This is a genomic window from Pantoea sp. USHLN298 (assembly GCF_037149395.1).
GTDB classification, from domain to species: domain Bacteria; phylum Pseudomonadota; class Gammaproteobacteria; order Enterobacterales; family Enterobacteriaceae; genus Pantoea; species Pantoea astica.
Map to the genome: position 1 here is coordinate 1 of NZ_JBBCRO010000012.1, position 20,961 is coordinate 20,961.

21 protein-coding genes, 3 tRNA genes and 1 other annotated feature are annotated in these 20,961 nt (G+C 53.4%); of the genes, 7 read left to right on the forward strand and 17 right to left on the reverse strand.

What is annotated here, in order from left to right:
- Nucleotides 1-420 precede the first annotated feature (420 nt).
- From clpB to rluD, 3 genes are all read right to left on the reverse strand, one after another.
- A complete protein-coding gene (gene clpB / locus WFK59_RS21805; RefSeq protein WP_233987317.1) occupies nucleotides 421-3,006 on the reverse strand; it encodes an ATP-dependent chaperone ClpB in 2,586 nt (861 codons plus the stop codon).
- Nucleotides 3,007-3,119: 113 nt separating this feature from the next.
- Nucleotides 3,120-3,848, reverse strand: a complete 729-nt coding sequence (gene yfiH, locus WFK59_RS21810) for a purine nucleoside phosphorylase YfiH (RefSeq protein WP_336757294.1) — start codon at nucleotides 3,846-3,848, stop codon at nucleotides 3,120-3,122.
- On the reverse strand, nucleotides 3,848-4,825 hold the full coding sequence (gene rluD, locus WFK59_RS21815) for a 23S rRNA pseudouridine(1911/1915/1917) synthase RluD (protein WP_233987315.1): 978 nt from the start codon (nucleotides 4,823-4,825) through the stop codon (nucleotides 3,848-3,850). Before rluD ends, yfiH begins: the two co-directional genes overlap by 1 nt.
- 130 nt (nucleotides 4,826-4,955) lie before the next feature.
- On the opposite strand from rluD, the gene bamD reads away from it, so the two are divergent.
- The 4 genes from bamD (at nucleotide 4,956) to pheA (ending at nucleotide 7,699) form a co-directional block, all read left to right on the forward strand.
- The gene (gene bamD, locus WFK59_RS21820; protein WP_233987314.1) at nucleotides 4,956-5,687 is read left to right on the forward strand and encodes an outer membrane protein assembly factor BamD; all 732 of its coding nucleotides are present in this window, start codon (nucleotides 4,956-4,958) and stop codon (nucleotides 5,685-5,687) included.
- 278 nt (nucleotides 5,688-5,965) lie between these two features.
- On the forward strand, nucleotides 5,966-6,301 hold the full coding sequence (gene raiA / locus WFK59_RS21825; RefSeq protein ID WP_233987313.1) for a ribosome-associated translation inhibitor RaiA: 336 nt from the start codon (nucleotides 5,966-5,968) through the stop codon (nucleotides 6,299-6,301).
- 87 nt (nucleotides 6,302-6,388) lie between these two features.
- Nucleotides 6,389-6,513: a sequence feature (Phe leader region), on the forward strand.
- On the forward strand, nucleotides 6,390-6,437 hold the full coding sequence (gene pheL, locus WFK59_RS21830) for a pheA operon leader peptide PheL (protein WP_193387678.1): 48 nt from the start codon (nucleotides 6,390-6,392) through the stop codon (nucleotides 6,435-6,437). (Overlaps the previous feature by 48 nt.)
- Nucleotides 6,514-6,535: 22 nt before the next feature.
- Nucleotides 6,536-7,699, forward strand: a complete 1,164-nt coding sequence (pheA, locus tag WFK59_RS21835) for a bifunctional chorismate mutase/prephenate dehydratase (protein ID WP_031374782.1) — start codon at nucleotides 6,536-6,538, stop codon at nucleotides 7,697-7,699.
- 51 nt (nucleotides 7,700-7,750) lie between these two features.
- Here pheA and tyrA read toward each other — a convergent pair whose 3' ends face one another.
- Together tyrA and WFK59_RS21845 are read right to left on the reverse strand one after the other, a co-directional pair.
- A complete protein-coding gene (gene tyrA / locus WFK59_RS21840) occupies nucleotides 7,751-8,872 on the reverse strand; it encodes a bifunctional chorismate mutase/prephenate dehydrogenase (RefSeq protein ID WP_233987311.1) in 1,122 nt (373 codons plus the stop codon).
- A 5-nt stretch (nucleotides 8,873-8,877) separates the two neighbouring features.
- On the reverse strand, nucleotides 8,878-9,957 hold the full coding sequence (locus WFK59_RS21845; protein ID WP_031374780.1) for a 3-deoxy-7-phosphoheptulonate synthase: 1,080 nt from the start codon (nucleotides 9,955-9,957) through the stop codon (nucleotides 8,878-8,880).
- Nucleotides 9,958-10,245: 288 nt separating this feature from the next.
- On the opposite strand from WFK59_RS21845, the gene WFK59_RS21850 reads away from it, so the two are divergent.
- Complete coding sequence (locus WFK59_RS21850; RefSeq protein ID WP_336757298.1) at nucleotides 10,246-10,803, forward strand: GNAT family N-acetyltransferase; 558 nt, start codon at nucleotides 10,246-10,248, stop codon at nucleotides 10,801-10,803.
- Between the two features lie 76 nt (nucleotides 10,804-10,879).
- On the opposite strand, the gene rplS is transcribed toward WFK59_RS21850, so the two are convergent.
- From rplS to ffh, 5 genes are all read right to left on the reverse strand, one after another.
- Nucleotides 10,880-11,227, reverse strand: a complete 348-nt coding sequence (gene rplS / locus WFK59_RS21855) for a 50S ribosomal protein L19 (protein WP_031374778.1) — start codon at nucleotides 11,225-11,227, stop codon at nucleotides 10,880-10,882.
- A gap of 42 nt (nucleotides 11,228-11,269) precedes the next feature.
- Complete coding sequence (gene trmD / locus WFK59_RS21860) at nucleotides 11,270-12,034, reverse strand: tRNA (guanosine(37)-N1)-methyltransferase TrmD (RefSeq protein WP_094121076.1); 765 nt, start codon at nucleotides 12,032-12,034, stop codon at nucleotides 11,270-11,272.
- Between the two features lie 35 nt (nucleotides 12,035-12,069).
- Nucleotides 12,070-12,618: a ribosome maturation factor RimM gene (gene rimM / locus WFK59_RS21865; RefSeq protein ID WP_233987309.1), complete on the reverse strand. Its 549-nt coding sequence runs from the start codon at nucleotides 12,616-12,618 to the stop codon at nucleotides 12,070-12,072.
- Between the two features lie 18 nt (nucleotides 12,619-12,636).
- The gene (gene rpsP / locus WFK59_RS21870; RefSeq protein WP_003849041.1) at nucleotides 12,637-12,885 is read right to left on the reverse strand and encodes a 30S ribosomal protein S16; all 249 of its coding nucleotides are present in this window, start codon (nucleotides 12,883-12,885) and stop codon (nucleotides 12,637-12,639) included.
- Between the two features lie 141 nt (nucleotides 12,886-13,026).
- On the reverse strand, nucleotides 13,027-14,388 hold the full coding sequence (ffh, locus tag WFK59_RS21875) for a signal recognition particle protein (RefSeq protein ID WP_233987308.1): 1,362 nt from the start codon (nucleotides 14,386-14,388) through the stop codon (nucleotides 13,027-13,029).
- 165 nt (nucleotides 14,389-14,553) lie between these two features.
- On the opposite strand from ffh, the gene WFK59_RS21880 reads away from it, so the two are divergent.
- Both WFK59_RS21880 and WFK59_RS21885 read left to right on the forward strand, forming a co-directional pair.
- Nucleotides 14,554-15,354, forward strand: coding sequence for a cytochrome C assembly family protein (locus WFK59_RS21880; RefSeq protein WP_094121079.1), 801 nt, complete (start codon nucleotides 14,554-14,556; stop codon nucleotides 15,352-15,354).
- A gap of 15 nt (nucleotides 15,355-15,369) precedes the next feature.
- Complete coding sequence (locus WFK59_RS21885) at nucleotides 15,370-16,656, forward strand: HlyC/CorC family transporter (RefSeq protein ID WP_336757300.1); 1,287 nt, start codon at nucleotides 15,370-15,372, stop codon at nucleotides 16,654-16,656.
- A gap of 56 nt (nucleotides 16,657-16,712) precedes the next feature.
- Here WFK59_RS21885 and luxS read toward each other — a convergent pair whose 3' ends face one another.
- From luxS to WFK59_RS21920, 7 genes are all read right to left on the reverse strand, one after another.
- On the reverse strand, nucleotides 16,713-17,228 hold the full coding sequence (gene luxS, locus WFK59_RS21890) for an S-ribosylhomocysteine lyase (RefSeq protein WP_094121081.1): 516 nt from the start codon (nucleotides 17,226-17,228) through the stop codon (nucleotides 16,713-16,715).
- Between the two features lie 150 nt (nucleotides 17,229-17,378).
- A complete protein-coding gene (gshA, locus tag WFK59_RS21895; protein ID WP_233987305.1) occupies nucleotides 17,379-18,986 on the reverse strand; it encodes a glutamate--cysteine ligase in 1,608 nt (535 codons plus the stop codon).
- A 31-nt stretch (nucleotides 18,987-19,017) separates the two neighbouring features.
- On the reverse strand, nucleotides 19,018-19,446 hold the full coding sequence (locus tag WFK59_RS21900) for a YqaA family protein (protein WP_233987304.1): 429 nt from the start codon (nucleotides 19,444-19,446) through the stop codon (nucleotides 19,018-19,020).
- On the reverse strand, nucleotides 19,443-20,009 hold the full coding sequence (gene yqaB / locus WFK59_RS21905) for a fructose-1-phosphate/6-phosphogluconate phosphatase (protein WP_233987303.1): 567 nt from the start codon (nucleotides 20,007-20,009) through the stop codon (nucleotides 19,443-19,445). The genes WFK59_RS21900 and yqaB overlap by 4 nt, the downstream gene beginning before the upstream one ends.
- Nucleotides 20,010-20,477: 468 nt before the next feature.
- A tRNA-Arg gene (locus WFK59_RS21910) sits at nucleotides 20,478-20,554 on the reverse strand.
- 192 nt (nucleotides 20,555-20,746) lie between these two features.
- Nucleotides 20,747-20,823 (reverse strand) — tRNA-Arg (locus tag WFK59_RS21915).
- A 59-nt stretch (nucleotides 20,824-20,882) separates the two neighbouring features.
- Nucleotides 20,883-20,959, reverse strand: a tRNA-Arg gene (locus tag WFK59_RS21920).
- Nucleotides 20,960-20,961: the final 2 nt, after the last annotated feature.

Here is a 20,961-nt window from a genome sequence, read left to right on the forward strand (position 1 = left end):
ATGAATTTCATTATGTGTTCACTCGTGAGACTTGATATTTTTTACGTCCGGAGACGCTGATATCAATCCTGCGAGTGCCCACACAGATTGTCTGATAAATTGTTAAAGAGCAGTGCGAACAGTGCGTTAGCTTCCTGTCGCGAGGTGGCGTATATTACGCTTTCCTCCTTCAGAGTCAACTTCTTTTTCAGAAGTTTTCTCCGGCGGCGCAGTCTCCTGTGCCTGCTGACCCGTTACTCCGTAAGCCGGTGTTCCGTGTCAGTGGAGGCGCATTATAGGCAGTTCCCGGAGACTGACAAGTGCTAATTTCAACTTTTTAACTGACCGTTCACTTTATGTGCAATATGACCAGGAAACCAGCAAAACAGCCGCTGAAAGGCAAAAAAAACGGGCCAGAGGCCCGTTTTTGTTCTCGCTGCATTACTGATGCGCGGTAATGACGTCGTTTTCCACATCCATTTCGATGGTTTTGCCCGGGACCAGCGTGCCAGAGAGAATCTGCTGTGCCAGCGGGTTCTCGATCTGCTGCTGTATCGCACGTTTCAGCGGCCGCGCGCCATACACCGGATCATAACCGTTCTCACCCAGCAACTTGATCGCAGCGTCGGAGATATGCAACTGATAGCCGCGATCCTCCAGACGTTTGTACAACCGCTGCAGCTGAATCTGGGCAATCGACGCGATGTGTTTCTCTGCCAGCGGATGGAACACCACCACCTCATCGATACGGTTAACAAACTCAGGACGGAAATGATGCCCGACCACGCCCATGACAATCTCTTTCATCTCGGCATAGTTCAGATCGCCAAACCGTTCCTGAATCAAATCCGATCCCAGGTTAGAGGTCATGATGACCACGGTATTACGGAAGTCGACCGTACGGCCCTGACCATCCGTCAGACGTCCATCATCCAGCACCTGCAGCAGGATGTTGAAAACATCCGGATGCGCTTTCTCTACCTCATCCAGCAGGATCACTGAATAAGGACGGCGACGAACGGCTTCGGTCAGATAACCGCCCTCTTCATATCCGACATAACCCGGAGGTGCACCCACCAGCCGTGAGACCGAGTGTTTCTCCATAAACTCCGACATATCGATACGCACCATCGCGTCGTCGCTGTCGAACAGGAAGTTAGCCAGCGACTTACAGAGCTCGGTCTTACCCACACCGGTTGGTCCCAGGAACAGGAACGAACCGATGGGACGGTTGGGATCTGACAAACCTGCTCGGCTACGACGAATCGCATTCGATACCGCCTCAACCGCTTCATCCTGTCCGATCACCCGGCCATGCAGATCCTGCTCCATACGCAGCAGTTTATCGCGCTCACCTTCCATCATGCGTGCTACCGGAATACCGGTCCAGCGCGCCAGCACGTCGGCAATCTCCACGTCGGTTACACGGTTACGTAGTAACTTCATGGTTTTGCCTTCCGCCTGCGTGGCTGCAGCCAGCTGTTTTTCCAGCGCCGGAATTTTACCGTATTGCAACTCAGACATTCGGGCGAGATCGCCCAGGCGACGTGCCTGCTCTAAATTCAGACGCGCCTGTTCCAGCTCGGCTTTAATATTTTGTGTTCCGGACAGCGAGGCTTTCTCCGTTTTCCACTCATCTTCCAGTTCGGCGTATTCACGCTCTTTCTGGTCGAGTTCGCTTTCCAGCATCTCAAGACGCTTAATGCTGGCGTCGTCCGCCTCTTTCTTCAGCGCCTGCTGCTCCAGTTTAAGCTGGATAATCCGGCGCTCCAGCCGATCAAGCGCTTCCGGCTTCGAGTCAATCTGCATACGAATGCTGGAAGCCGCCTCATCGATCAGGTCAATCGCTTTGTCTGGCAACTGACGATCGGCAATATAGCGATGCGACAAGGTCGCTGCCGCCACAATGGCCGGGTCAGTAATCTGCACATGGTGATGCAGTTCATAACGCTCTTTCAGACCACGCAGGATGGCGATGGTATCTTCCACTGTGGGTTCAGCCACGTAGACCTTCTGGAAACGCCGCTCCAGTGCCGCATCTTTTTCAATGTACTGACGGTATTCGTCGAGCGTGGTGGCACCCACACAGTGCAGTTCACCGCGTGCCAGTGCTGGCTTGAGCATGTTACCTGCATCCATCGCGCCGTCTGCTTTACCGGCACCGACCATCGTGTGCAGTTCGTCGATAAACAGAATGACGTTGCCTTCCTGTTTCGACAGGTCATTCAGTACCCCTTTCAGACGCTCTTCAAACTCACCGCGATATTTGGCACCGGCCACCAGCGCACCCATATCCAGCGCCAGTACCCGACGCCCTTTCAGGCCTTCAGGCACTTCGCCATTAATAATGCGCTGCGCCAGTCCTTCAACGATGGCGGTTTTACCCACGCCAGGCTCACCAATCAGTACCGGGTTGTTTTTGGTCCGGCGCTGCAGAACCTGAATGGTGCGACGAATCTCTTCGTCACGGCCAATCACCGGGTCGAGCTTGCCCTTTTCAGCACGCTCAGTCAGATCGATGGTGTATTTTTTTAATGCCTGGCGCTGATCTTCAGCCCCCTGATCGTTCACGCTGTCCCCTCCACGCATTTGTTCAATAGCCTTGGTGAGTTTTTCACTGGTTGCCCCTGCCGCTTTAAGCAGATCGGCCAGAGAACCCCGTGAATCGAGGGCCGCCAGAACAAATAATTCGGATGATATAAAGTTGTCGTTGCGCTTCTGCGCCAGTTTGTCGCACAGGTTCAATACCCGAACCAGGTCTGATGAAGGCTGCACATCCCCTTCGCTGCCTTCCACCTGCGGCAGACGATCGATAGCCTGCTCAACCTGAGTGCGCAAAGAGGCCACGTCGATACCCGCAGACGTCAGTAAAGGTGAAACCGATCCGCCTTCCTGTTTCAGCAGTGCGCTCATCAGGTGCAGAGGTTCAATGAATTGGTTGTCGTGTCCCAGAGCCAGGGACTGCGCGTCGGCGAGAGCCAGTTGGAATTTATTAGTAAGACGATCCAGACGCATAATTCCTCCCATTACAGGTCAAAATGCTACTGGAGATTAAATGAGGTCATCCCTCAAAATTTCAAGGTTAATGACCTGAGATTTGAGTAAAAAACACGCTAACTGGACCGTCTTATGGCGTAAGGTTATAACAGCCAGATCAAAGTTGCCATACGCCCGGTGATCCCATCACGGCGGAAAGAGAAGAAATCGTCGCCTTCAGTGAAGGTGCAACGGCTGTCAGCAGTGATGGATTGTACGCCTGCGGCCCGCAGACGAAGACGCGCCAGTTGCCCGATATCGGCATAAAACTTCTCACCTGAAGGACGAAATGCCTCTGCCGCGCGCGGGTCCTGTGCCATAAACGCATGACGCACCTCCGCACCGACCTCAAACGCATCCGGCCCAATCGCCGGTCCCAGCCAGGCGTAAATCTGGTGCGGCGGCGATCGGAACTGCGCCAGGGTATTTTCCAGCACTCCGGCACAGAGCCCGCGCCAGCCAGCATGTGCTGCAGCAACCTCGTTACCGTCTGCTGAACAGAACAGCACCGGCAGACAGTCAGCCGTCATGACTGCACAGACCACGCCACTCTCCGAGGTAATACAGGCATCAGCACGCAGCGGCAGCGTGCCATTCGATGTCAGACGCGCCACATCGGTGGCATGCACCTGCTCCAGCCATTGCGGCATCGCCGGCAGACCCGCCTGTTCAACCAGGCGTTGCCGGTTCTGTGCAACGTGCTCTGGCTTATCCCCCACATGCCCGCCGAGATTAAGTGCATCCCAGGGCGCCAGGCTGACGCCACCCTGCCGCTGCGTCGAGCAAGCCCGGACGCGCGCCGGGGCCGGCCATTGAGGAATAATCATCTGCATCACCAGTCCATCTGGTCCTTGAAGGCCTCAGTATCCGCCTTCAGCGCTGCAATCAGATCGACCATATCCTGCGGAATGGCTGCATGAAATTCCATCTCGATCCCGCTGATGGGATGATACAGACGCAACATGGTGGCGTGCAGCGCCTGACGATCGAAACCACGCAGGGTCGCAATGAACGCATCCGATGCGCCTTTCGGCGGACGTGGGCGACCGCCGTATAGCGGATCACCCACCAGCGGATGGTTGATGTGCGACATATGCACACGGATCTGGTGAGTACGACCGGTTTCCAGACGCAGACGCAGACGGGTGTGCGCGCGGAAATGCTCCATGATGCGGTAATGCGTCACCGCCGGTTTACCCATTGGGTGCACCGCCATGTGGGTACGCTTGGTCGAGTGACGGCTGATAGGTTCATCAACCGTGCCGCCCGCCGTCATGTTGCCAATCGCTACCGCTTCATATTCACGGGTGATTTCACGCCTCTGCAGCGATTCCACCAGGTGCGTCTGAGCCGGTACGGTCTTCGCCACCACCATTAAACCGGTGGTATCTTTATCCAGGCGGTGAACGATGCCAGCGCGCGGCACATCCATAATTGCCGGATAGTGGTGAAGTAAGGCATTTAATACGGTACCGTCCGGATTACCAGCGCCGGGATGAACGACAAAGTCACGCGGCTTGTTGATGACAATAATGTCTTCATCTTCATAAACGATGTCGAGTGGCAGAGCCTGCGGTTCCCAGCGCTGCTCTTCTTCGATCTCAGCGTTAATGGCGACCAGCTCGCCGCCCAACACTTTTTCTTTCGGTGTATCAACCATGACGCCGTTTACGGTGACGCGACGATCGAGGATCCATTCTTTTATGCGAGAACGTGAATAATCAGGGAACAATTCCGCCAAAGATTGATCTAAGCGTTGTCCGAGTTGTGATTCGGATACCGTTGCGGTGAGTTGAACTTGTTGTGCCATATACAGCTTCTTCGTTAACGTTGGGTTTTCACGGCGATGCCGTTTAATATAATGTGCTATCGTACCTGGTCATTACCGGGAGCTATACGGACAGCTTCCGCCATAACATTTTGAGGATAATCACTTCGTCATGACGCGTATGAAACATCTGGTGGCTGCTGCCACACTGAGCCTGGCCCTTGTGGGTTGTTCCGGCTCTAATGACGCGGTACCGGACAGCCCGCCTTCTGAAATTTATGCTACAGCGCAGCAAAAGCTGCAGGACGGTAACTTTAAAGCCGCGATTAAGCAACTGGAAGCGCTGGATAATCGTTATCCGTTCGGTCCTTATTCGCAGCAGGTTCAGCTGGATTTAATCTACGCGTACTATAAAAATGCCGATCTGCCCCTGGCGCAGGCTGCCATTGCCCGCTTTATGCGCCTGAATCCGACGCATCCGAACATTGACTATGTCATCTACATGAAAGGTCTGACGGATATGGCGCTGGATGACTCGGCGCTGCAGGGCTTCTTTGGTATCGATCGGTCTGACCGCGATCCGACGCACGCTCGTGATGCTTTCCGCGACTTCTCTCAGCTGCTGCGCGGTTACCCGAACAGCCAGTATGCGGCTGATGCTCAGAAACGTCTGGTCTACCTGAAAGATCGTCTGGCCAAATATGAGCTCTCAGTGGCGCAATTCTATACTAAGCGTGAGGCTTATGTCGCGGTTGTTAACCGGGTAGAAGGCATGATGCGCGATTATCCGGATACCCAGGCGACACACGATGCGCTGCCGTTGATGGAAAATGCTTACCGGAATCTGCAGCTGAACGCTGAAGCAGATAAAGTGGCGAAAATCATTGCAGCGAACAGTCACTGATCGTCTGTTGATTGTCGGCGATAAAAAAGCAGCCTGAATGGGCTGCTTTTTTTTGCTTATTAGCTGGCCAGTTATAGAAATTTGCCGGCAAGTAAACTCATCAAGAATGCCGCGAGAATCGCTTCGCTTCAAGGCTTTTCGGCCACATTCTCTGCCTTTCTCACAAATTGTCTGGCTTGACAAAAAGTGACATTTTTTCGTGATCAAAATCACGCAATTAACCCTTTATCGCGCTATGCTGGACTTACCAAGACGGAAATGACAGAGAGGTAAGATTGATGATCCTGAACATTACCAGCAAACAAATGGAAATCACTGCAGCTATCCGCAGCCATGTTGAAGACCGTCTCGCCAAGCTTGAAAAATGGCAAACCGACCTGATTAATCCCCATATTGTCCTGTCCAAAGAACCCAAAGAATTTGTGGCTGATGCCACGATTAATACGCCGAACGGGACGCTGGTGGCCAGTGCCAAACACGAAGATATGTACACCGCTATCAATGACCTGATCGCCAAGCTCGAGCGCCAGCTAAATAAAGTACAGCATAAATCGGAAGCGCGCCGTGCTAGTGCCAGTGTCAAAGACATCATCCCCGCCGACGAACAATCCTGATCGGTTAACGCGCCTGCGGGCGCGTTTTTTATTGACAGCTTTTAACCAGTACGGTTACTCTCAAAGCACTCCCTTTACGGACATACCTATGAAACATGACCTGTTTTTCTTCGCTTTCTTTTTTACCTTCCCCTGAACGGGAGGCCATTCGTCGTGTGAAAACGAAAGCGAAGACGAACAACAAAGCCTCCCAACCGGGAGGCTTTTTTATTGGACAGCTTACAGGTGAGCCTTATGAATCCCGACAATCCACTGCTGGCGCTACGCGATAAAATCAGCGCAGTTGATAAAAAACTCCTGACACTTTTAGCGGAACGCCGCCTGCTGGCAGTGGAAGTTGCGCAGGCCAAACTGGCCACCCACCGCCCGATTCGCGATGTTGAACGTGAGCGCGCGCTGCTGGAAAACCTGATTGTGCTGGGCAAAGCGCATAATCTGGATGCGCACTACATCACCCGGTTATTTCAGCTGGTGATTGAAGACTCGGTATTGACCCAGCAAGCCCTGTTGCAAAAAAATCTTAATCATCCTCATGCCCATGCGGCCCGTATCGCCTTCCTCGGTCCCAAGGGCTCTTATTCGCATCTGGCGGCGCGTAAATATGCCGCCCGTCATTTCGATAACATGGTTGAATGCGGTTGCCTGAAGTTCCACGATATCATTAAGCAGGTAGAGAACGGTGCGGCAGATTACGCGGTGATGCCTATAGAGAACACCAGTTCTGGCTCAATCAATGACGTCTACGATTTGCTGCAGCAGACCAGCTTATCGATCGTTGGGGAGATGACGCTGCCCATTGACCACTGCGTGCTGGTCAATGGCCCGACGGATCTGCAGCAGATTGAGACGGTGTACAGCCATCCTCAGCCGTTCCAGCAGTGCAGCCAGTTCATTAACCGATTCCCGCACTGGAAAATTGAATATACCGAAAGCACCGCAGCGGCCATGGAGAAAGTGGCGGCGCTTAACTCACCGAAGGTGGCGGCGCTGGGCAGTGAAGCCGGTGGCGAGCTCTATCAGCTACAGGTGCTGGAGCGCAACCTGGCGAATCAGCAGCAAAACCATACCCGCTTTATTGTGCTGGCCCGCAAAGCCATCGAGGTTTCTGATCAGGTACCCGCCAAAACGACGCTGATCATGGCAACCGGTCAGCAGGCGGGTGCGCTGGTCGATGCCTTACTGGTGCTGCGCCAGCATAATCTGATCATGAGCAAGCTGGAGTCGCGTCCGATAAACGGCAATCCCTGGGAAGAGATGTTTTATATTGATGTTCAGGGCAACCTGCAGTCGGAAAGAATGCAGCAGGCGCTGCAGGAGTTGCAGACTATGACCCGTTCACTGAAGGTGCTGGGCTGTTATCCCAGTGAGAATGTGGTGCCGGTGGAACCGGGCGAGTAGACAAAAAAGGCATCCCGCGGGATGCCTTGTTGTTTCTGGACGGCGGCTGTTTTAAGGACGACTGTCGTTCGCCGAGCGCAATAAGCTACGGCTTTCAACCAGGAAGCGTTTCGCGTGATCGCCAAACCAGTGCTCGACCCGGTTGAAGCTGGCGATAAACGCCTGCTTATCCCCCTGTTCCAGCAAGGCAATCGCCTCACCGAAGCGCTGATAATAACGCTTAATCAGCGCCAGGTTGCTCTCTGACGACATGATAATGTCAGCATAGAGCTGCGGGTCCTGGGCAAATAATCGTCCGACCATCGCCAGCTCCAGCCGGTAGATCGGTGACGACAGCGCCAGCAGCTGATCGAGGTTCACGTTCTCTTCCGCTAAATGCAGGCCGTAAGCAAAGGTCGCGAAGTGACGTAATGCCTGGATGAACGCCATATTCTGATCGTGCTCAACCGCACTGATACGGTGTAAGCGCGCGCCCCAGACCTGAATCTGCTCCAGGAACCACTGATACGCTTCAGGCTGACGACCATCACACCAGACCACCACCTGTTTTGCCAGGCTACCGCTGTCCGGACCAAACATCGGATGCAGGCCCAGCACCGGACCATTATGCGCCGCCAGCATCGCCTGCAAAGGTCGGTTCTTCACTGACGCCAGATCGACCAGGATACAATCCTCTGGCAGCGGCGGCAGTTGGGCAATCACCTGCTCGGTTAAGTGAATCGGTACGCTGATGATCACCATACCGGCATCGCTGAGTAAACTCTCCGCCTGTGGCCAGTCTTCTTTATCCAGCGTTTTCACCGTATAGCCCGACAGCCGCAGCATTTTCTCAAACAGCCGCCCCATCTGCCCATTACCGCCGACAATCACTACCGGACGCAGTTCAGGACACAACGTTTTGAAGCCTTTGTCGTTCTCGCTGGTATAGGACTCGCGCATCACCCGACGCAGCACATCCTCAATCAGGTCCGGCGGTACGCCGAGCGCTTCAGCTTCTTTACGGCGCGAGGCCAGCATTGAGGCCTCACGCTCAGGGACATAAATCGGCAGTCCATAACGGCTCTTGACTTCGCCTACTTCGGCGACCAATTCAAGCCGTCTGGCCAGCAGGTCGAGCAGCGCCTTATCGACACTATCAATTTGATCGCGTAACGCGCTTAATTCAGCCACCATTGCTCTTACACCTCGTGTGACAGACGCGCCGACAGCACTCCCTGCAGATCCTGATGCATCTCACGCAGCAACGTTTCGGTGACGTCCCAGTTGATGCAGGCATCGGTGACGGAAACGCCATACTTCATTTCACTGCGTGGCTGCTCAGAAGACTGGTTACCTTCATTGATGTGGCTTTCCAGCATCAAACCAATAATTGAACGGTTTCCATCTTTGATCTGGGCAATAGCGGATTCCGCTACGCCAGGCTGACGGCGGTAGTCTTTATTAGAGTTACCATGGCTGCAATCTATCATTAAGGCTGGACGCAGTCCCGCCTTGAGCATCTCTTTTTCACATTGCGTAACATCTTCCGGACCGTAGTTAGGCGCTTTACCTCCGCGCAGAATCACGTGCCCATCAGGGTTTCCCTGTGTCTGTAACAGACAAACCTGCCCGGCCTGATTGATGCCAACAAAGCGGTGTGGCATTGACGCCGCGCGCATCGCGTTAATCGCGGTACCCAGACTGCCGTCGGTGCCATTTTTGAAGCCCACTGGCATTGACAGACCCGAGGCCATTTCACGGTGCGTCTGCGATTCGGTGGTGCGTGCGCCGATGGCAGACCAGCTGAACAGATCGCCGAGGTACTGCGGGCTGTTAGGGTCCAGCGCTTCTGTCGCCAGCGGTAACCCCATCTCAACCAGATTCACCAGCAGCTTACGGGCAATGTGCAGGCCCGCTTCCATATCGAAGGAGTTATCCATGTAGGGATCGTTGATCAACCCTTTCCAGCCGACGGTGGTACGGGGTTTTTCAAAGTAGACGCGCATGACGAGATACAGCTGATCCTTCAACTGTTCAGAGAGGGTTTGCAAACGACGAGCATAATCCAGAGCCGCTTCGGTATCGTGGATTGAACAAGGTCCGCATACCACCAGCAGGCGCGGATCGCGGCCGGCAATGATGTCGGAGATAGTCTGACGAGAGGCAGCAACCTGAGCCTGTTGCTCAGCGGTCAGCGGAAATTTTGCTTTCAGCTCTTCCGGGGTAATCAGTACCTGTTCGTCGGCGATATGCACATTGTTCAGCGCGTCTTTTTGCATGGTGGCGATCCTTTTTGCTCGTATATGCGGTCATGGGATCCTCATGGAGGATGCAGCACACTGTATCACAGGGAATACATAACACAACATCAGGCGTACACTTTTATTACCAGTAAAATTGATCGGCGTGAGGTAAATTATTAAAACACTTATTAAACAAGTAATTACTAGATCATTACAGCAAGACCACATAAAACAAAGTGTACATATATATTTACATCATTGAGCATTGTTTTCCTTCTCGTCGCTGTCAGAATAAAAATCAACCATGATCATTATGAGCGAGCCATGACGCAGACCGGTACCCACCTTCGCCTCCGCCCTTTCACGCTTAACGATATCGCTGCGTTTACTGAAGCAGTTAACGCCTCGCTGGATAGTTTGTTGCCGTGGATGGTCTGGGCGCACGCGAATTATCAGCCGCATGAAGCGGAGAGCTGGATACGCTTTACCCACTGGCAACGCCTGAAAGGTGAAGCAGAAGAGTTTGCGATTGTGGATCAGCGCGACCGGATACTGGGCGGCGCAGGGATTCGGTTCGCCCGTCATCCTGGCGATTTCAGCGCCCTGGGTTATTGGGTACGCAGCGATGCACAGCGTCAGGGTATCGCCAGCCGCGCCGTGATTGCGTTGCTGTCGCTGGGCTTCTCCCGTCCTGAAACGCGCGGCATAGAGATTCTGGCGGCGGAAGACAACCTGGCCAGTCGGGCAGTGGCAGAGAAATGTGGTGGTGAGTTTATTGGCTGCCGCTACGGGCTGATTGTGCTGGAGAGCGGGCCGGTAAATAGCGCGATTTATCATTTTCAGCGACCTGATGCCACAGGTTCGTCGCCATCGACCGGATGATAAGATAAAAAAAGGGGCTGGCTTCACGCCAACCCCTTGTTTGCTATTAACTTTTAGATGTCGCGTTAGCGATACCTTAGTTAAGACGCTCTTTAATACGAGCAGACTTACCAGTACGCTCACGCAGGTAGTACAGTTTGGCTTTACGCACAGCGCCACGACGTTTGACAGTGATGCTGTCAATTACAGGTGAGTGAGTCTGGAATACACGCTCAACGCCTTCGCCGTTAGAAATTTTGCGAACAGTGAATGCAGAGTGCAGACCGCGGTTACGAATAGCGATAACCACGCCCTCGAATGCCTGCAGACGTTTTTTAGAACCTTCAACGACCCATACTTTCACTTCCACGGAATCACCCGGGCGGAAGGAAGGTACGTCCTGTTTCATCTGCTCTTGTTCAATTTGCTTGATAATGTTGCTCATAATTAAATCTCATATCCTGGGTAAACTGATAGTCGGGGAAGATCACTCTTCCACATCATCGTTTTGTTGCTGGTGAAATTCCCGCTGGAACTCACTTAGCAACCTTGCTTGCTCTTCAGTCAGAGCCAGGTTTTCCAGAAGTTCAGGTCTTCTTAGCCAGGTACGGCCTAGCGACTGCTTCAGGCGCCAACGGCGAATATCAGCATGGTTGCCTGACAGTAATACTGCCGGAACCTCCACGCCGTCTAACACTTCAGGTCGGGTATAGTGCGGACAGTCCAGCAGCCCATCAGAGAACGAATCCTCGTCGGCTGACGCCTGCTTGCCGAGCACGCCGGGTATAAACCGGGCGACCGCGTCAATCATCGTCATCGCTGGCAGTTCCCCGCCGCTGAGAACGTAATCACCGATTGACCATTCTTCATCAATTTCGGCGTGTATTACGCGCTCATCTATCCCTTCATAACGGCCACAGACCAGAATTAACTTGTCCCGTGCCGCCAGTTCGCAAACGCCCTGTTGGTCCAGTTTGCGCCCCTGAGGTGAAAGATATATCACCCTGGCCCCATCACCTGCCGCTGCTTTCGCTGCGGAGATAGCATCCCGTAAGGGTTGTACCATCATCAGCATTCCCGGTCCGCCGCCGTAAGGACGATCATCCACGGTACGGTGCCGGTCGTGCGTGAAGTCACGAGGACTCCAGCTTTGAATGCTGAGCAGACCGTTTTTTACTGCCCGGCCAGTTACCCCGTAATCGGTAATAGCGCGAAACATTTCTGGAAACAGGCTAATTACACCAATCCACATTGTCTTCGCCGTTACGTTACCGTTCGATTCGGAGATCAAAAACCAGGATCCCAATCTACTTCAATGACGCCAGTAGAGAGATCGACTTTCCTGATAACCTGTTCATCAAGAAACGGAATTAACCGCTCCTGCACACCGAACGCATCCTTCAGGTTTGCCTTAACGACGAGAACGTCGTTCGAGCCGGTTTCCATCATATCGATGACTTTGCCCATCTCGTAGCCGTCGAGGTTAACCACCTGGCAACCCATAAGGTCTTTCCAGTAGTAGTCGCCCTCTTCCAGCGATGGCAACTGCGTCGAGTCAACCTGAATTTCGCAATTGGTTAACTGAGCCGCCGCATCCCGATCGTCAACGCCTTTGACTTTGATGATCAGGTCCTGATTGTGGTGCTTCCAACCCTCCAGTTCGATCTGCTGCCATTGACCGGCGCGCTGGATAAACCAGGGTTGGTAGTCGAAGATGCTTTCAGCGTCTTCAGTGGAGGAAAACACTTTGAGCCAGCCGCGAATACCGTAGGCGGCTCCCATTTTACCCAACACCAGCGGGTTAACAGGAGGCTGTGCGGCAAGTTGTCTGCTCATGCTTACCACCGTGACAGATTAAGCTGCTTTCTTAGCTTCTTTGACCAGCGCGTTAACGCGGTCAGAAAGCGTTGCGCCCTGGCCAACCCAGTGCTCGATACGATCCAGATCCAGACGCAGACCTTCAGCCTGACCAGATGCGATCGGGTTGAAGAAACCAACGCGCTCGATGAAACGACCGTTGCGTGCATTGCGGCTGTCAGTAACGACGACCTGATAGAACGGACGCTTTTTAGCGCCGTGACGTGCCAAACGAATTGTTACCATAACATCCTCTTCAGTTAATAAAACACCCGGCCCCCATCGAGGAACGGGGTCCGGGTGCTGTATAAAAAGCCCGAAAATTTTACTCATTTTGGCGCAAAAAGCAACCTAAACCGCGTCTTTTCGGGCTTTTTTGTGGAACACTTAGCGTCCAGGGAAACCTGGCGGCATCATACCTTTCATGCCGCGCATCATTTTCGCCATTCCGCCCTTCTTCATTTTCTTCATCATACGCTGCATGTCGTCGAACTGCTTGAGTAAGCGGTTAACGTCCTGCACCTGCATACCCGAGCCGGTTGCAATGCGGCGCTTGCGCGAGCCTTTGATGATTTCTGGCTTCTGGCGCTCTTTGCGGGTCATCGAGTTGATGATCGCTTCCATGCGCACCAGCACTTTATCATCCATCTGTGACTTCACGTTATCCGGCAACTGCCCCATGCCAGGCAGTTTGCCCATCAGGCTGGCCATCCCGCCCATGTTGCGCATCTGCTTCAGCTGCTCAAGGAAGTCATTAAGATCGAAACCGTCACCGGTTTTCAGTTTCTTCGCCAGCTTTTCCGCCTGCTCGCGGTCAACCTTGCTTTCAATATCTTCGATCAGCGACAGCACATCGCCCATGCCAAGGATACGTGAGGCGATACGCTCCGGGTAGAACGGCTCCAGGGCTTCAGTCTTTTCACCCACACCCATGAACTTAATCGGCTTGCCGGTGATATGACGAATCGACAGCGCCGCACCACCGCGTGCATCACCATCCACTTTGGTCAGGATAACCCCGGTGAGCGGCAGTGCTTCGTTAAAGGCTTTGGCCGTGTTCGCCGCATCCTGACCAGTCATGGCATCGACCACAAACAGGGTTTCTACCGGATTAATCGCAGCGTGAACCTGTTTGATTTCGTCCATCATCGCTTCGTCTACGTGCAGACGACCCGCGGTATCCACCAGCAGCACATCGTAGAACTTCAGGCGCGCTTCGCGCAGCGCATTGTTTACGATGTCGACCGGCTTCTGGCTCAGATCGGACGGGCAGAAGTCAACGCCTACCTGTTGCGCCAGCGTTTCCAGCTGTTTGATCGCCGCCGGACGATAGACGTCGGCAGAAACCACTAATACTTTCTTTTTGTGCTTTTCACGCAGGAATTTACCCAGCTTACCGACGCTGGTGGTTTTACCCGCACCCTGCAGACCCGCCATCAACACCACGGCCGGTGGCTGCGCCGCCAGATCCAGTGCGTTGTTTTCTGCACCCATCGCCGTAACCAGTTCGTTACGGACAATCTTGATGAACTCCTGACCTGGCGTCAGACTCTTATTCACATCGTGCCCGACCGCGCTCTCTTTCACGCGATTAATGAAGTCACGCACTACCGGCAGCGCAACGTCAGCCTCAAGCAGTGCCATGCGAACTTCACGCAGGGTCTCTTTGATGTTCTCTTCAGTCAGCCTTCCGCGGCCGCTGATATTTTTCAGGGTTTGCGATAAACGATCGGTTAAATTATCAAACATGGTCTCTCACTTAAAAAGATCGCGAGGCGCCTGATCGGCAGAATGCGGCGGATTATAACACGAAGGCGCAGCGATCTCTGCAATTGCCCCTGAGATCGTTTGGTGCCAGCTGCCGCTGGCGCTATACTGCCGTTTTCCTTATCTGACTGATACCCGAAAGGATCTATGTTCGTTTTCGCGATAGTGGCGCTGTTAGCCTACTCCCTAAGTCTTGCACTGATCGTTCCCAGCCTGTTGAAACGTAACGGTGGCTGGCGTCGAATGGCGATGCTCTCTGCCTGCGTGGCGTTGATTACGCACGCGGTGGCCTTGCAGCAACGTATTTTTGCCGTCGATAGCGGACAGAACCTCAGCCTGCTGAATATCGGCTCACTGGTCAGTCTGTTGATCTGCGCCATCATGACCATTGTGGCGTCCCGCAACCGTGGCTGGTTACTGCTGCCGATTGTTTATAGTTTCGCGCTGATCAACCTCGCCTTTGCCACTTTTGTGCCCAATGCGTTTATCACCCATCTGGAAACCACGCCAGGCATGATGATTCACATCGGTCTGTCGCTGTTCGCCTACGCTACGCTGATCATTGCGGCACTCTATGCGCTGCAGCTGGCGTGGATTGATTACCAGCTGAAAAACAAACGGCTGGCCTTTACCCAGGATATGCCGCCGCTGCTGACGATTGAGCGCAAGATGTTTCACATCACGCAGGTCGGCGTGGTGCTGCTGACGCTGGTACTCTGTACCGGCCTGTTTTACATGCAGGATCTTTTCAGCGCGGAAAACGTCGATAAAGCGGTGCTCTCGATCATCGCCTGGTTTGTGTATATCGTTTTGCTGTGGGGACACTATCATGAAGGTTGGCGTGGGCGTCGTGTGGTGTGGTTTAACTGCAGCGGCGCGTTGTTGTTAACCATGGCCTACTTTGGCAGTCGCATCTTACAGCACCTGCTTATCCCTACCTCTCGTTAAAAAGGAAGTTCTGCGTTGGAACATGTTTCAACCACCACGCTGATTGTTACGCTGATCATCATGGTGCTGGTTTCGGCTTATTTTTCTGGCTCCGAAACCGGCATGATGACCCTCAATCGCTACAAGCTGCGCCATCAGGCTAAAAATGGCCACCGCGCTGCCCGTCGCGTCGAAAAATTGCTGCGTCGCCCTGACCGCTTGATCAGCCTGGTGCTGATCGGCAATAACCTGGTCAATATCCTGGCCTCTGCCCTCAGCACCATCGTCGGGATGCGCCTCTACGGCGATGCCGGCGTCGCTATCGCCACCGGCGTGCTGACCTTCGTGGTGCTGGTGTTTGCCGAAGTGTTACCAAAAACCATCGCAGCGCTCTATCCGGAGAAGGTCGCCTATCCCAGTAGTTTCCTGCTGGGTCCGCTGCAGTACGTCATGTTGCCGCTGGTCTGGTTGCTGAACACCATTACCCGGCTGCTGATGCGGCTGGTCGGCATTCGCACCGATGGCTCGGTCAACTCCGCGCTGAGCAAAGAAGAGCTGCGCACCATCGTTTACGAGTCACGTAATCTGATATCACGCCGTAATCAGGACATGCTGCTATCGGTGCTCGATCTGGAGAAGGTCAGCGTGGATGACATCATGGTGCCGCGCAATGAGATCGTCGGTATTAACATCAACGATGACTGGAAGTCGGTGGTGCGTCAGTTAAGTCATTCGCCGCACGGTCGCATCGTGCTGTTCCGTGATTCGCTGGACGACTGCGTCGGGATGCTGCGGGTGCGTGAAGCCTGGCGCATGATGACCGAGAAAAAAGAGTTCACCAAAGAGACGCTGCTGCGTGCTGCGGATGAGATCTACTACATCCCGGAAGGCACACCGCTTAACACCCAACTGGTGAAGTTCCAGCGTAACAAGAAGAAAGCCGGCCTGGTGGTGGATGAGTATGGCGACATCAAAGGACTGGTGACGATAGAGGATATTCTGGAAGAGATCGTGGGTGATTTTACCACCTCGATGTCACCGTCGCTGGCTGAAGAAGTGATGCCGCAGAATGATGGCTCGGTGCTGGTTGAAGGCAGCGCCAACGTGCGTGAAATCAACAAGGCGTTTAACTGGCATCTGCCAGAGCAGGAGGCCCGCACCATCAATGGCATGCTGCTGGAGGTACTGGAAGAGATCCCTGAGACAAAGACCCGGGTGCAAATCAGTCAGTACAATATCGATATTCTTGATGTGCAGGACAACATGATCAAGCAGGTCCGCATCACGCCCGCCACGCCGCTGAAAAAGTCCGTCGGTTCATAAATCCCACAAAAAACGCCGCGATAATCGCGGCGTTTCTCTTCGCTGATAAGTTCTGACTAGATGTGCAGTTCTTTCAGCTTTTCAGCAGGCAGTTTCAGATCATCGTTGTGGTTAACACCGATCTCATGTGCCAGCACATTGCGGGCGATCTGCTGCGCTTCTTCCAGCGAGTGCAGCTTGTAGCTGCCGCACTGGTATTCGTTCAGCTCAGGGATCTGGTTCTGATCTTTTACTTTCAGAACATCTTCCATCGCCCCTTTCCACGCTTTTGCGACGCGCTGCTCGTCAGGCGTACCAATCAGGCTCATGTAGAAGCCAGTACGGCAACCCATTGGCGAGATATCCACGATTTCCACGCCGTCACCGTTCAGATGGTTACGCATGAAACCGGCAAACAGGTGCTCCAGCGTATGAATGCCACGCTCAGTGAGGATATCAATGTTCGGGCGGCAAAAACGCAGGTCAAAAACGGTAATCGTATCGCCATGCGGAGTCTTCATGGTTTTCGCAACGCGTACGGCGGGAGCGGCCATGATAGTGTGATCAACGGTAAAACTGTCCAGTAGTGGCATACGTCACCTCCTGTTTTAAGAATTTTTTTTGAAACGATGAAACTTTTCTGTTCGCCCAACGTCTGAATATATGAAAGACGCGCATTTGTTATCATCATCCCTGACAACAGAGATGTTAATTTGGCCACATTGATGTGGCCTTTTTCTTTTCTACCCTTCCCGGCTCGCCAGATAGGCTTCAAAATCCAGCTTATCCTCTGCTTCAAGCGCCTGCTGCGCTGCCACCGATTCTTTCGCCTGACGGCTGAAATCCTCTTCGGTCAACACTTCCAGCGGCTCTTCGCACAGCAGATGACGATACTGCTCTGCTAACGCCACGCCGGTACCGGTCACACCATTGTCCTTCATTGCCTGAAGGATGCGCGCCGAATAGGTTAGCTCAGGATCGTCGAACGATGCCACCAGTTGATCGCAAACTTGTTGATATTGCGTGCTGCCCTGGTTGTTGCTGTCTAAAACTTCCGCGACCCGACGCAGATCGGCAAACAGAGTTTTACCCACTTCAACCAGCGAATGTTCCGCTTCACCACAGCCCACCGCGATTTTCTGATCGGGCTTGCGCCCTTCCAGCACCACGCGATTCCAGTTCTTACGGGTACACTGCAGCTCGTCTGCGCTCATTTCCGGCGCGTCAGCCAGCGTACACCAGATCAGGAACAGGTCGAGGAAGCGAACCTGATTCTCGTCCACACCAATCGCTGAGAACGGGTTAATATCCAGCGAGCGCACTTCGATATACTCAATACCGCCACGCAGCAGCGCGTCAGAAGGCGCTTCACCTGAGCGCGTGACGCGCTTTGGCCGAATCGGTGCATAGAGCTCATTTTCAATCTGCAGTACGTTGGTATTGAGCTGGAGCCAGTTGCCGTCGGCATCTTTGGTGCCCATCTCAGCAAACTCTTCTGACGGGGTCTTGATCGCTTTCTTCAGCGCCGTGACATAACCTTCCAGTGAGTTAAAGGTAATGCCCAGCGAGCTCTGGGATTTGTTGGTGTAGCCTAAATCACTCAGACGCAGCGAGGTGGCATACGGCAGCCACATCGTATCTTTATCATTGGTTTCAAACGGCAGCGCGCTCTCGCGGCCCTGCAGGAAACTGGAGCTGATGGCAGGCGAAGCCCCAAACAGATAAGGGATCACCCAGCCAAAACGGTAATAGTTGCGGATCAGTCGCAGATAGCCGGCAGAGATGGTCTCTTTACCGCTTTCCTGATCTTTCACATCGGCCCACTCCTGCCAGAAAGAGAGCGGCAGCGAGAAGTTATAGTGAATGCCGGAGATGGTCTGCATCAGCGCGCCGTAACGGTTTTTCAACCCTTCACGGTACAGGGTTTTCATCTGGCCGATATTCGACTTACCGTACTGCGCCAGTTCAATCTTGTTCGCATCGTCAATCTCGCACGGCATGCTGAAGGGCCACATACGCTCTTCGCCGAGTTCACGGGCGACATGACGATGAATATCACGCAGGAATGCCAGCATGTGATCAATGCTGTGATCCACTGGCGTAATGAACTCCAGCAGCGTTTCGGCAAAATCGGTGGTAATCCAGTCATGCTTCAGCGCCGAACCCAGTGATTCGGGATGGCCGCTTTCCGCCAGTTTACCGTCTGCCTGCACGCGCAACGTTTCACGTTCGATGCCACGGCCGATACCCTTGAGGGCATCAGGATGCGCTTCCAGCCAGGAGAGCGCTTTAGATACGTCCGGGATCACATTAACCTCCCGCTGTGAGAATAATTTATTTTTGTTCAGCATAATGTTAACCGTAGCCTCGAATCTGTGCGAATCAATGCCACCATTGCATTCCCTGTAAAGTGGCGGTCGCGATAACGATATAACGCAGTGTTTTACCGACAGCGAGAAACAACATCGCAGGTAACCAGGCGAAGCGTAACCAGCCCGCAAGCACGCAGAGCAGATCACCTACCACCGGCAACCAGCTGAATAACAGTGCTGCAGGACCCAATCGGTGCAACCACGTCATTGCTGTGTCATGCCATCGCCCCTGACGTTTTAACGGCAGCAAGCGACCAAGAAAAATGTTGGTTAAGCCGCCCAAGGTGTTCCCCAGTGATGCGGCCAAAAGCAACCCGTAAACTGACGTCTTTTTTGCAATTAATAGTGCTACCAGCAGTACTTCAGAGCTTCCCGGCAGGAGCGTCGCACTTAAAAAACTGCTGCCAAACAGTGAGGCATAAGCGAGCGAGTCACTCACAGTAAGCGGACGTCCACGACATCCATTCCTGCCGCTTTCGCCGCCTGAACCCCAAAATCTGCATCTTCAAAAACGATACAGCGCTCTGGCGCCACGCCCATCAGCTCGGCGCAGCGTAAGAAGGTATCCGGTTCAGGTTTGTGCCGCTGTACGTCATCAGCACCGACAACCGCGGAGAACAGCTCACGTACGCCCAGCTGGGTCAGTAACGCATCCGCCATGCTGTGTTCGCTGCCGGTACCCACCGCCATAGGACGACGGCCGTGGTACGCCTTCACCACTTCCATCAGCGGGAGCGGCTGAACATTTTCCAGCAGCATCGCTTTCACAGCGGCGGTCTTTTCAGCGGCAAGAAGATGAGGATCGTGAGACGACTGGTTGGTTTCGATGATGAACTGCGCCAGTCGCCAGGTCGGAGCACCATTAAAGCCAACAATACGCGCTTCATCCAGCGTCATTCCGTAACGCGCCAGTACCTGACGCCACGCTTTTCGATGTGTCGGCTCAGTATCGAGAATCGTGCCGTCCATATCGAAAATCAGGGCGTCGTATTGATCGTACATTGTCACTCCGGACCTCCTGTAAATGAGACATTACTTTAGCCTAATGTGCACAGGTTGTCGCCAGGGTGGATGAACAGCAAATGCTTTGAAAGCATTAGCAATTTTTCTTTTCAGATAAAGGTGATCGCCTGCGACCGGCAATAACAGTACGAAATTGCTGCGTTTTTTACATTCTGGTGACCAACGTCGATCGCCAGACATTAATGAAACGCGAACAACAGAAAACCGGATTCGAACATTAACAATCAGAGCAGAGAGAGATCAGACAGGATTTCAGCAGGTGCAATAAAGCGATGACGTAACGGAGAGAACATGGGGAGAAGTAAAAAAGAAATGCAGAGGGTGCTTCGGGGAGGATAACTCAGCTTTCGCTTCGAGAGTCGTTGCTGAAGCAACGTTGTCATCCTTAGTGCAGTCTGACGATTTTCACGCTATGACACACTGAGACGCTTTCCCTATCCGAAGATATGGTGCATCCAGGAGGATTCGAACCTCCGACCGCTCGGTTCGTAGCCGAGTACTCTATCCAGCTGAGCTATGGATGCATTGGGGAATAACTTTTTTTATGGGCTTACAGAAATTAACCTGGGAAAGATACGAAGAATGGTGTGTCCGGGAGGATGACTCAGCTTGCGCTTCGCCCTGCGGGCCGTTGCTGAAACAACGTTATCCTTCTTAGTGCAGTCTGACGATTTACACGCTATGACACACTGAGGCGCTTTCCCTATCCGAAGATATGGTGCATCCAGGAGGATTCGAACCTCCGACCGCTCGGTTCGTAGCCGAGTACTCTATCCAGCTGAGCTATGGATGCATTGGGGAACAACTTTTTTTATGGACCTACAGAAATCAACCTGGGAATGATACTAAGAATGGTGCATCCAGGAGGATTCGAACCTCCGACCGCTCGGTTCGTAGCCGAGTACTCTATCCAGCTGAGCTATGGATGCAT

What these genes read in the sequence shown, in the direction of transcription:
- gshA (WP_233987305.1), bottom strand. Translation starts at nt 18,986, where the DNA reads ATGCTGAACAAAAATAAATTATTCTCACAGCGGGAGGTTAATGTGATC.
- ffh (WP_233987308.1), bottom strand. Translation starts at nt 14,388, where the DNA reads ATGTTTGATAATTTAACCGATCGTTTATCGCAAACCCTGAAAAATATC.
- rpsP (WP_003849041.1), bottom strand. Translation starts at nt 12,885, where the DNA reads ATGGTAACAATTCGTTTGGCACGTCACGGCGCTAAAAAGCGTCCGTTC.
- bamD (WP_233987314.1), top strand. Translation starts at nt 4,956, where the DNA reads ATGACGCGTATGAAACATCTGGTGGCTGCTGCCACACTGAGCCTGGCC.
- yqaB (WP_233987303.1), bottom strand. Translation starts at nt 20,009, where the DNA reads ATGTACGATCAATACGACGCCCTGATTTTCGATATGGACGGCACGATT.
- yfiH (WP_336757294.1), bottom strand. Translation starts at nt 3,848, where the DNA reads ATGCAGATGATTATTCCTCAATGGCCGGCCCCGGCGCGCGTCCGGGCT.
- trmD (WP_094121076.1), bottom strand. Translation starts at nt 12,034, where the DNA reads ATGTGGATTGGTGTAATTAGCCTGTTTCCAGAAATGTTTCGCGCTATT.
- rplS (WP_031374778.1), bottom strand. Translation starts at nt 11,227, where the DNA reads ATGAGCAACATTATCAAGCAAATTGAACAAGAGCAGATGAAACAGGAC.
- tyrA (WP_233987311.1), bottom strand. Translation starts at nt 8,872, where the DNA reads ATGGTGGCTGAATTAAGCGCGTTACGCGATCAAATTGATAGTGTCGAT.
- WFK59_RS21850 (WP_336757298.1), top strand. Translation starts at nt 10,246, where the DNA reads ATGACGCAGACCGGTACCCACCTTCGCCTCCGCCCTTTCACGCTTAAC.
- rluD (WP_233987315.1), bottom strand. Translation starts at nt 4,825, where the DNA reads ATGGCACAACAAGTTCAACTCACCGCAACGGTATCCGAATCACAACTC.
- raiA (WP_233987313.1), top strand. Translation starts at nt 5,966, where the DNA reads ATGATCCTGAACATTACCAGCAAACAAATGGAAATCACTGCAGCTATC.
- rimM (WP_233987309.1), bottom strand. Translation starts at nt 12,618, where the DNA reads ATGAGCAGACAACTTGCCGCACAGCCTCCTGTTAACCCGCTGGTGTTG.
- WFK59_RS21845 (WP_031374780.1), bottom strand. Translation starts at nt 9,957, where the DNA reads ATGCAAAAAGACGCGCTGAACAATGTGCATATCGCCGACGAACAGGTA.
- clpB (WP_233987317.1), bottom strand. Translation starts at nt 3,006, where the DNA reads ATGGGAGGAATTATGCGTCTGGATCGTCTTACTAATAAATTCCAACTG.
- pheA (WP_031374782.1), top strand. Translation starts at nt 6,536, where the DNA reads ATGAATCCCGACAATCCACTGCTGGCGCTACGCGATAAAATCAGCGCA.
- luxS (WP_094121081.1), bottom strand. Translation starts at nt 17,228, where the DNA reads ATGCCACTACTGGACAGTTTTACCGTTGATCACACTATCATGGCCGCT.
- WFK59_RS21880 (WP_094121079.1), top strand. Translation starts at nt 14,554, where the DNA reads ATGTTCGTTTTCGCGATAGTGGCGCTGTTAGCCTACTCCCTAAGTCTT.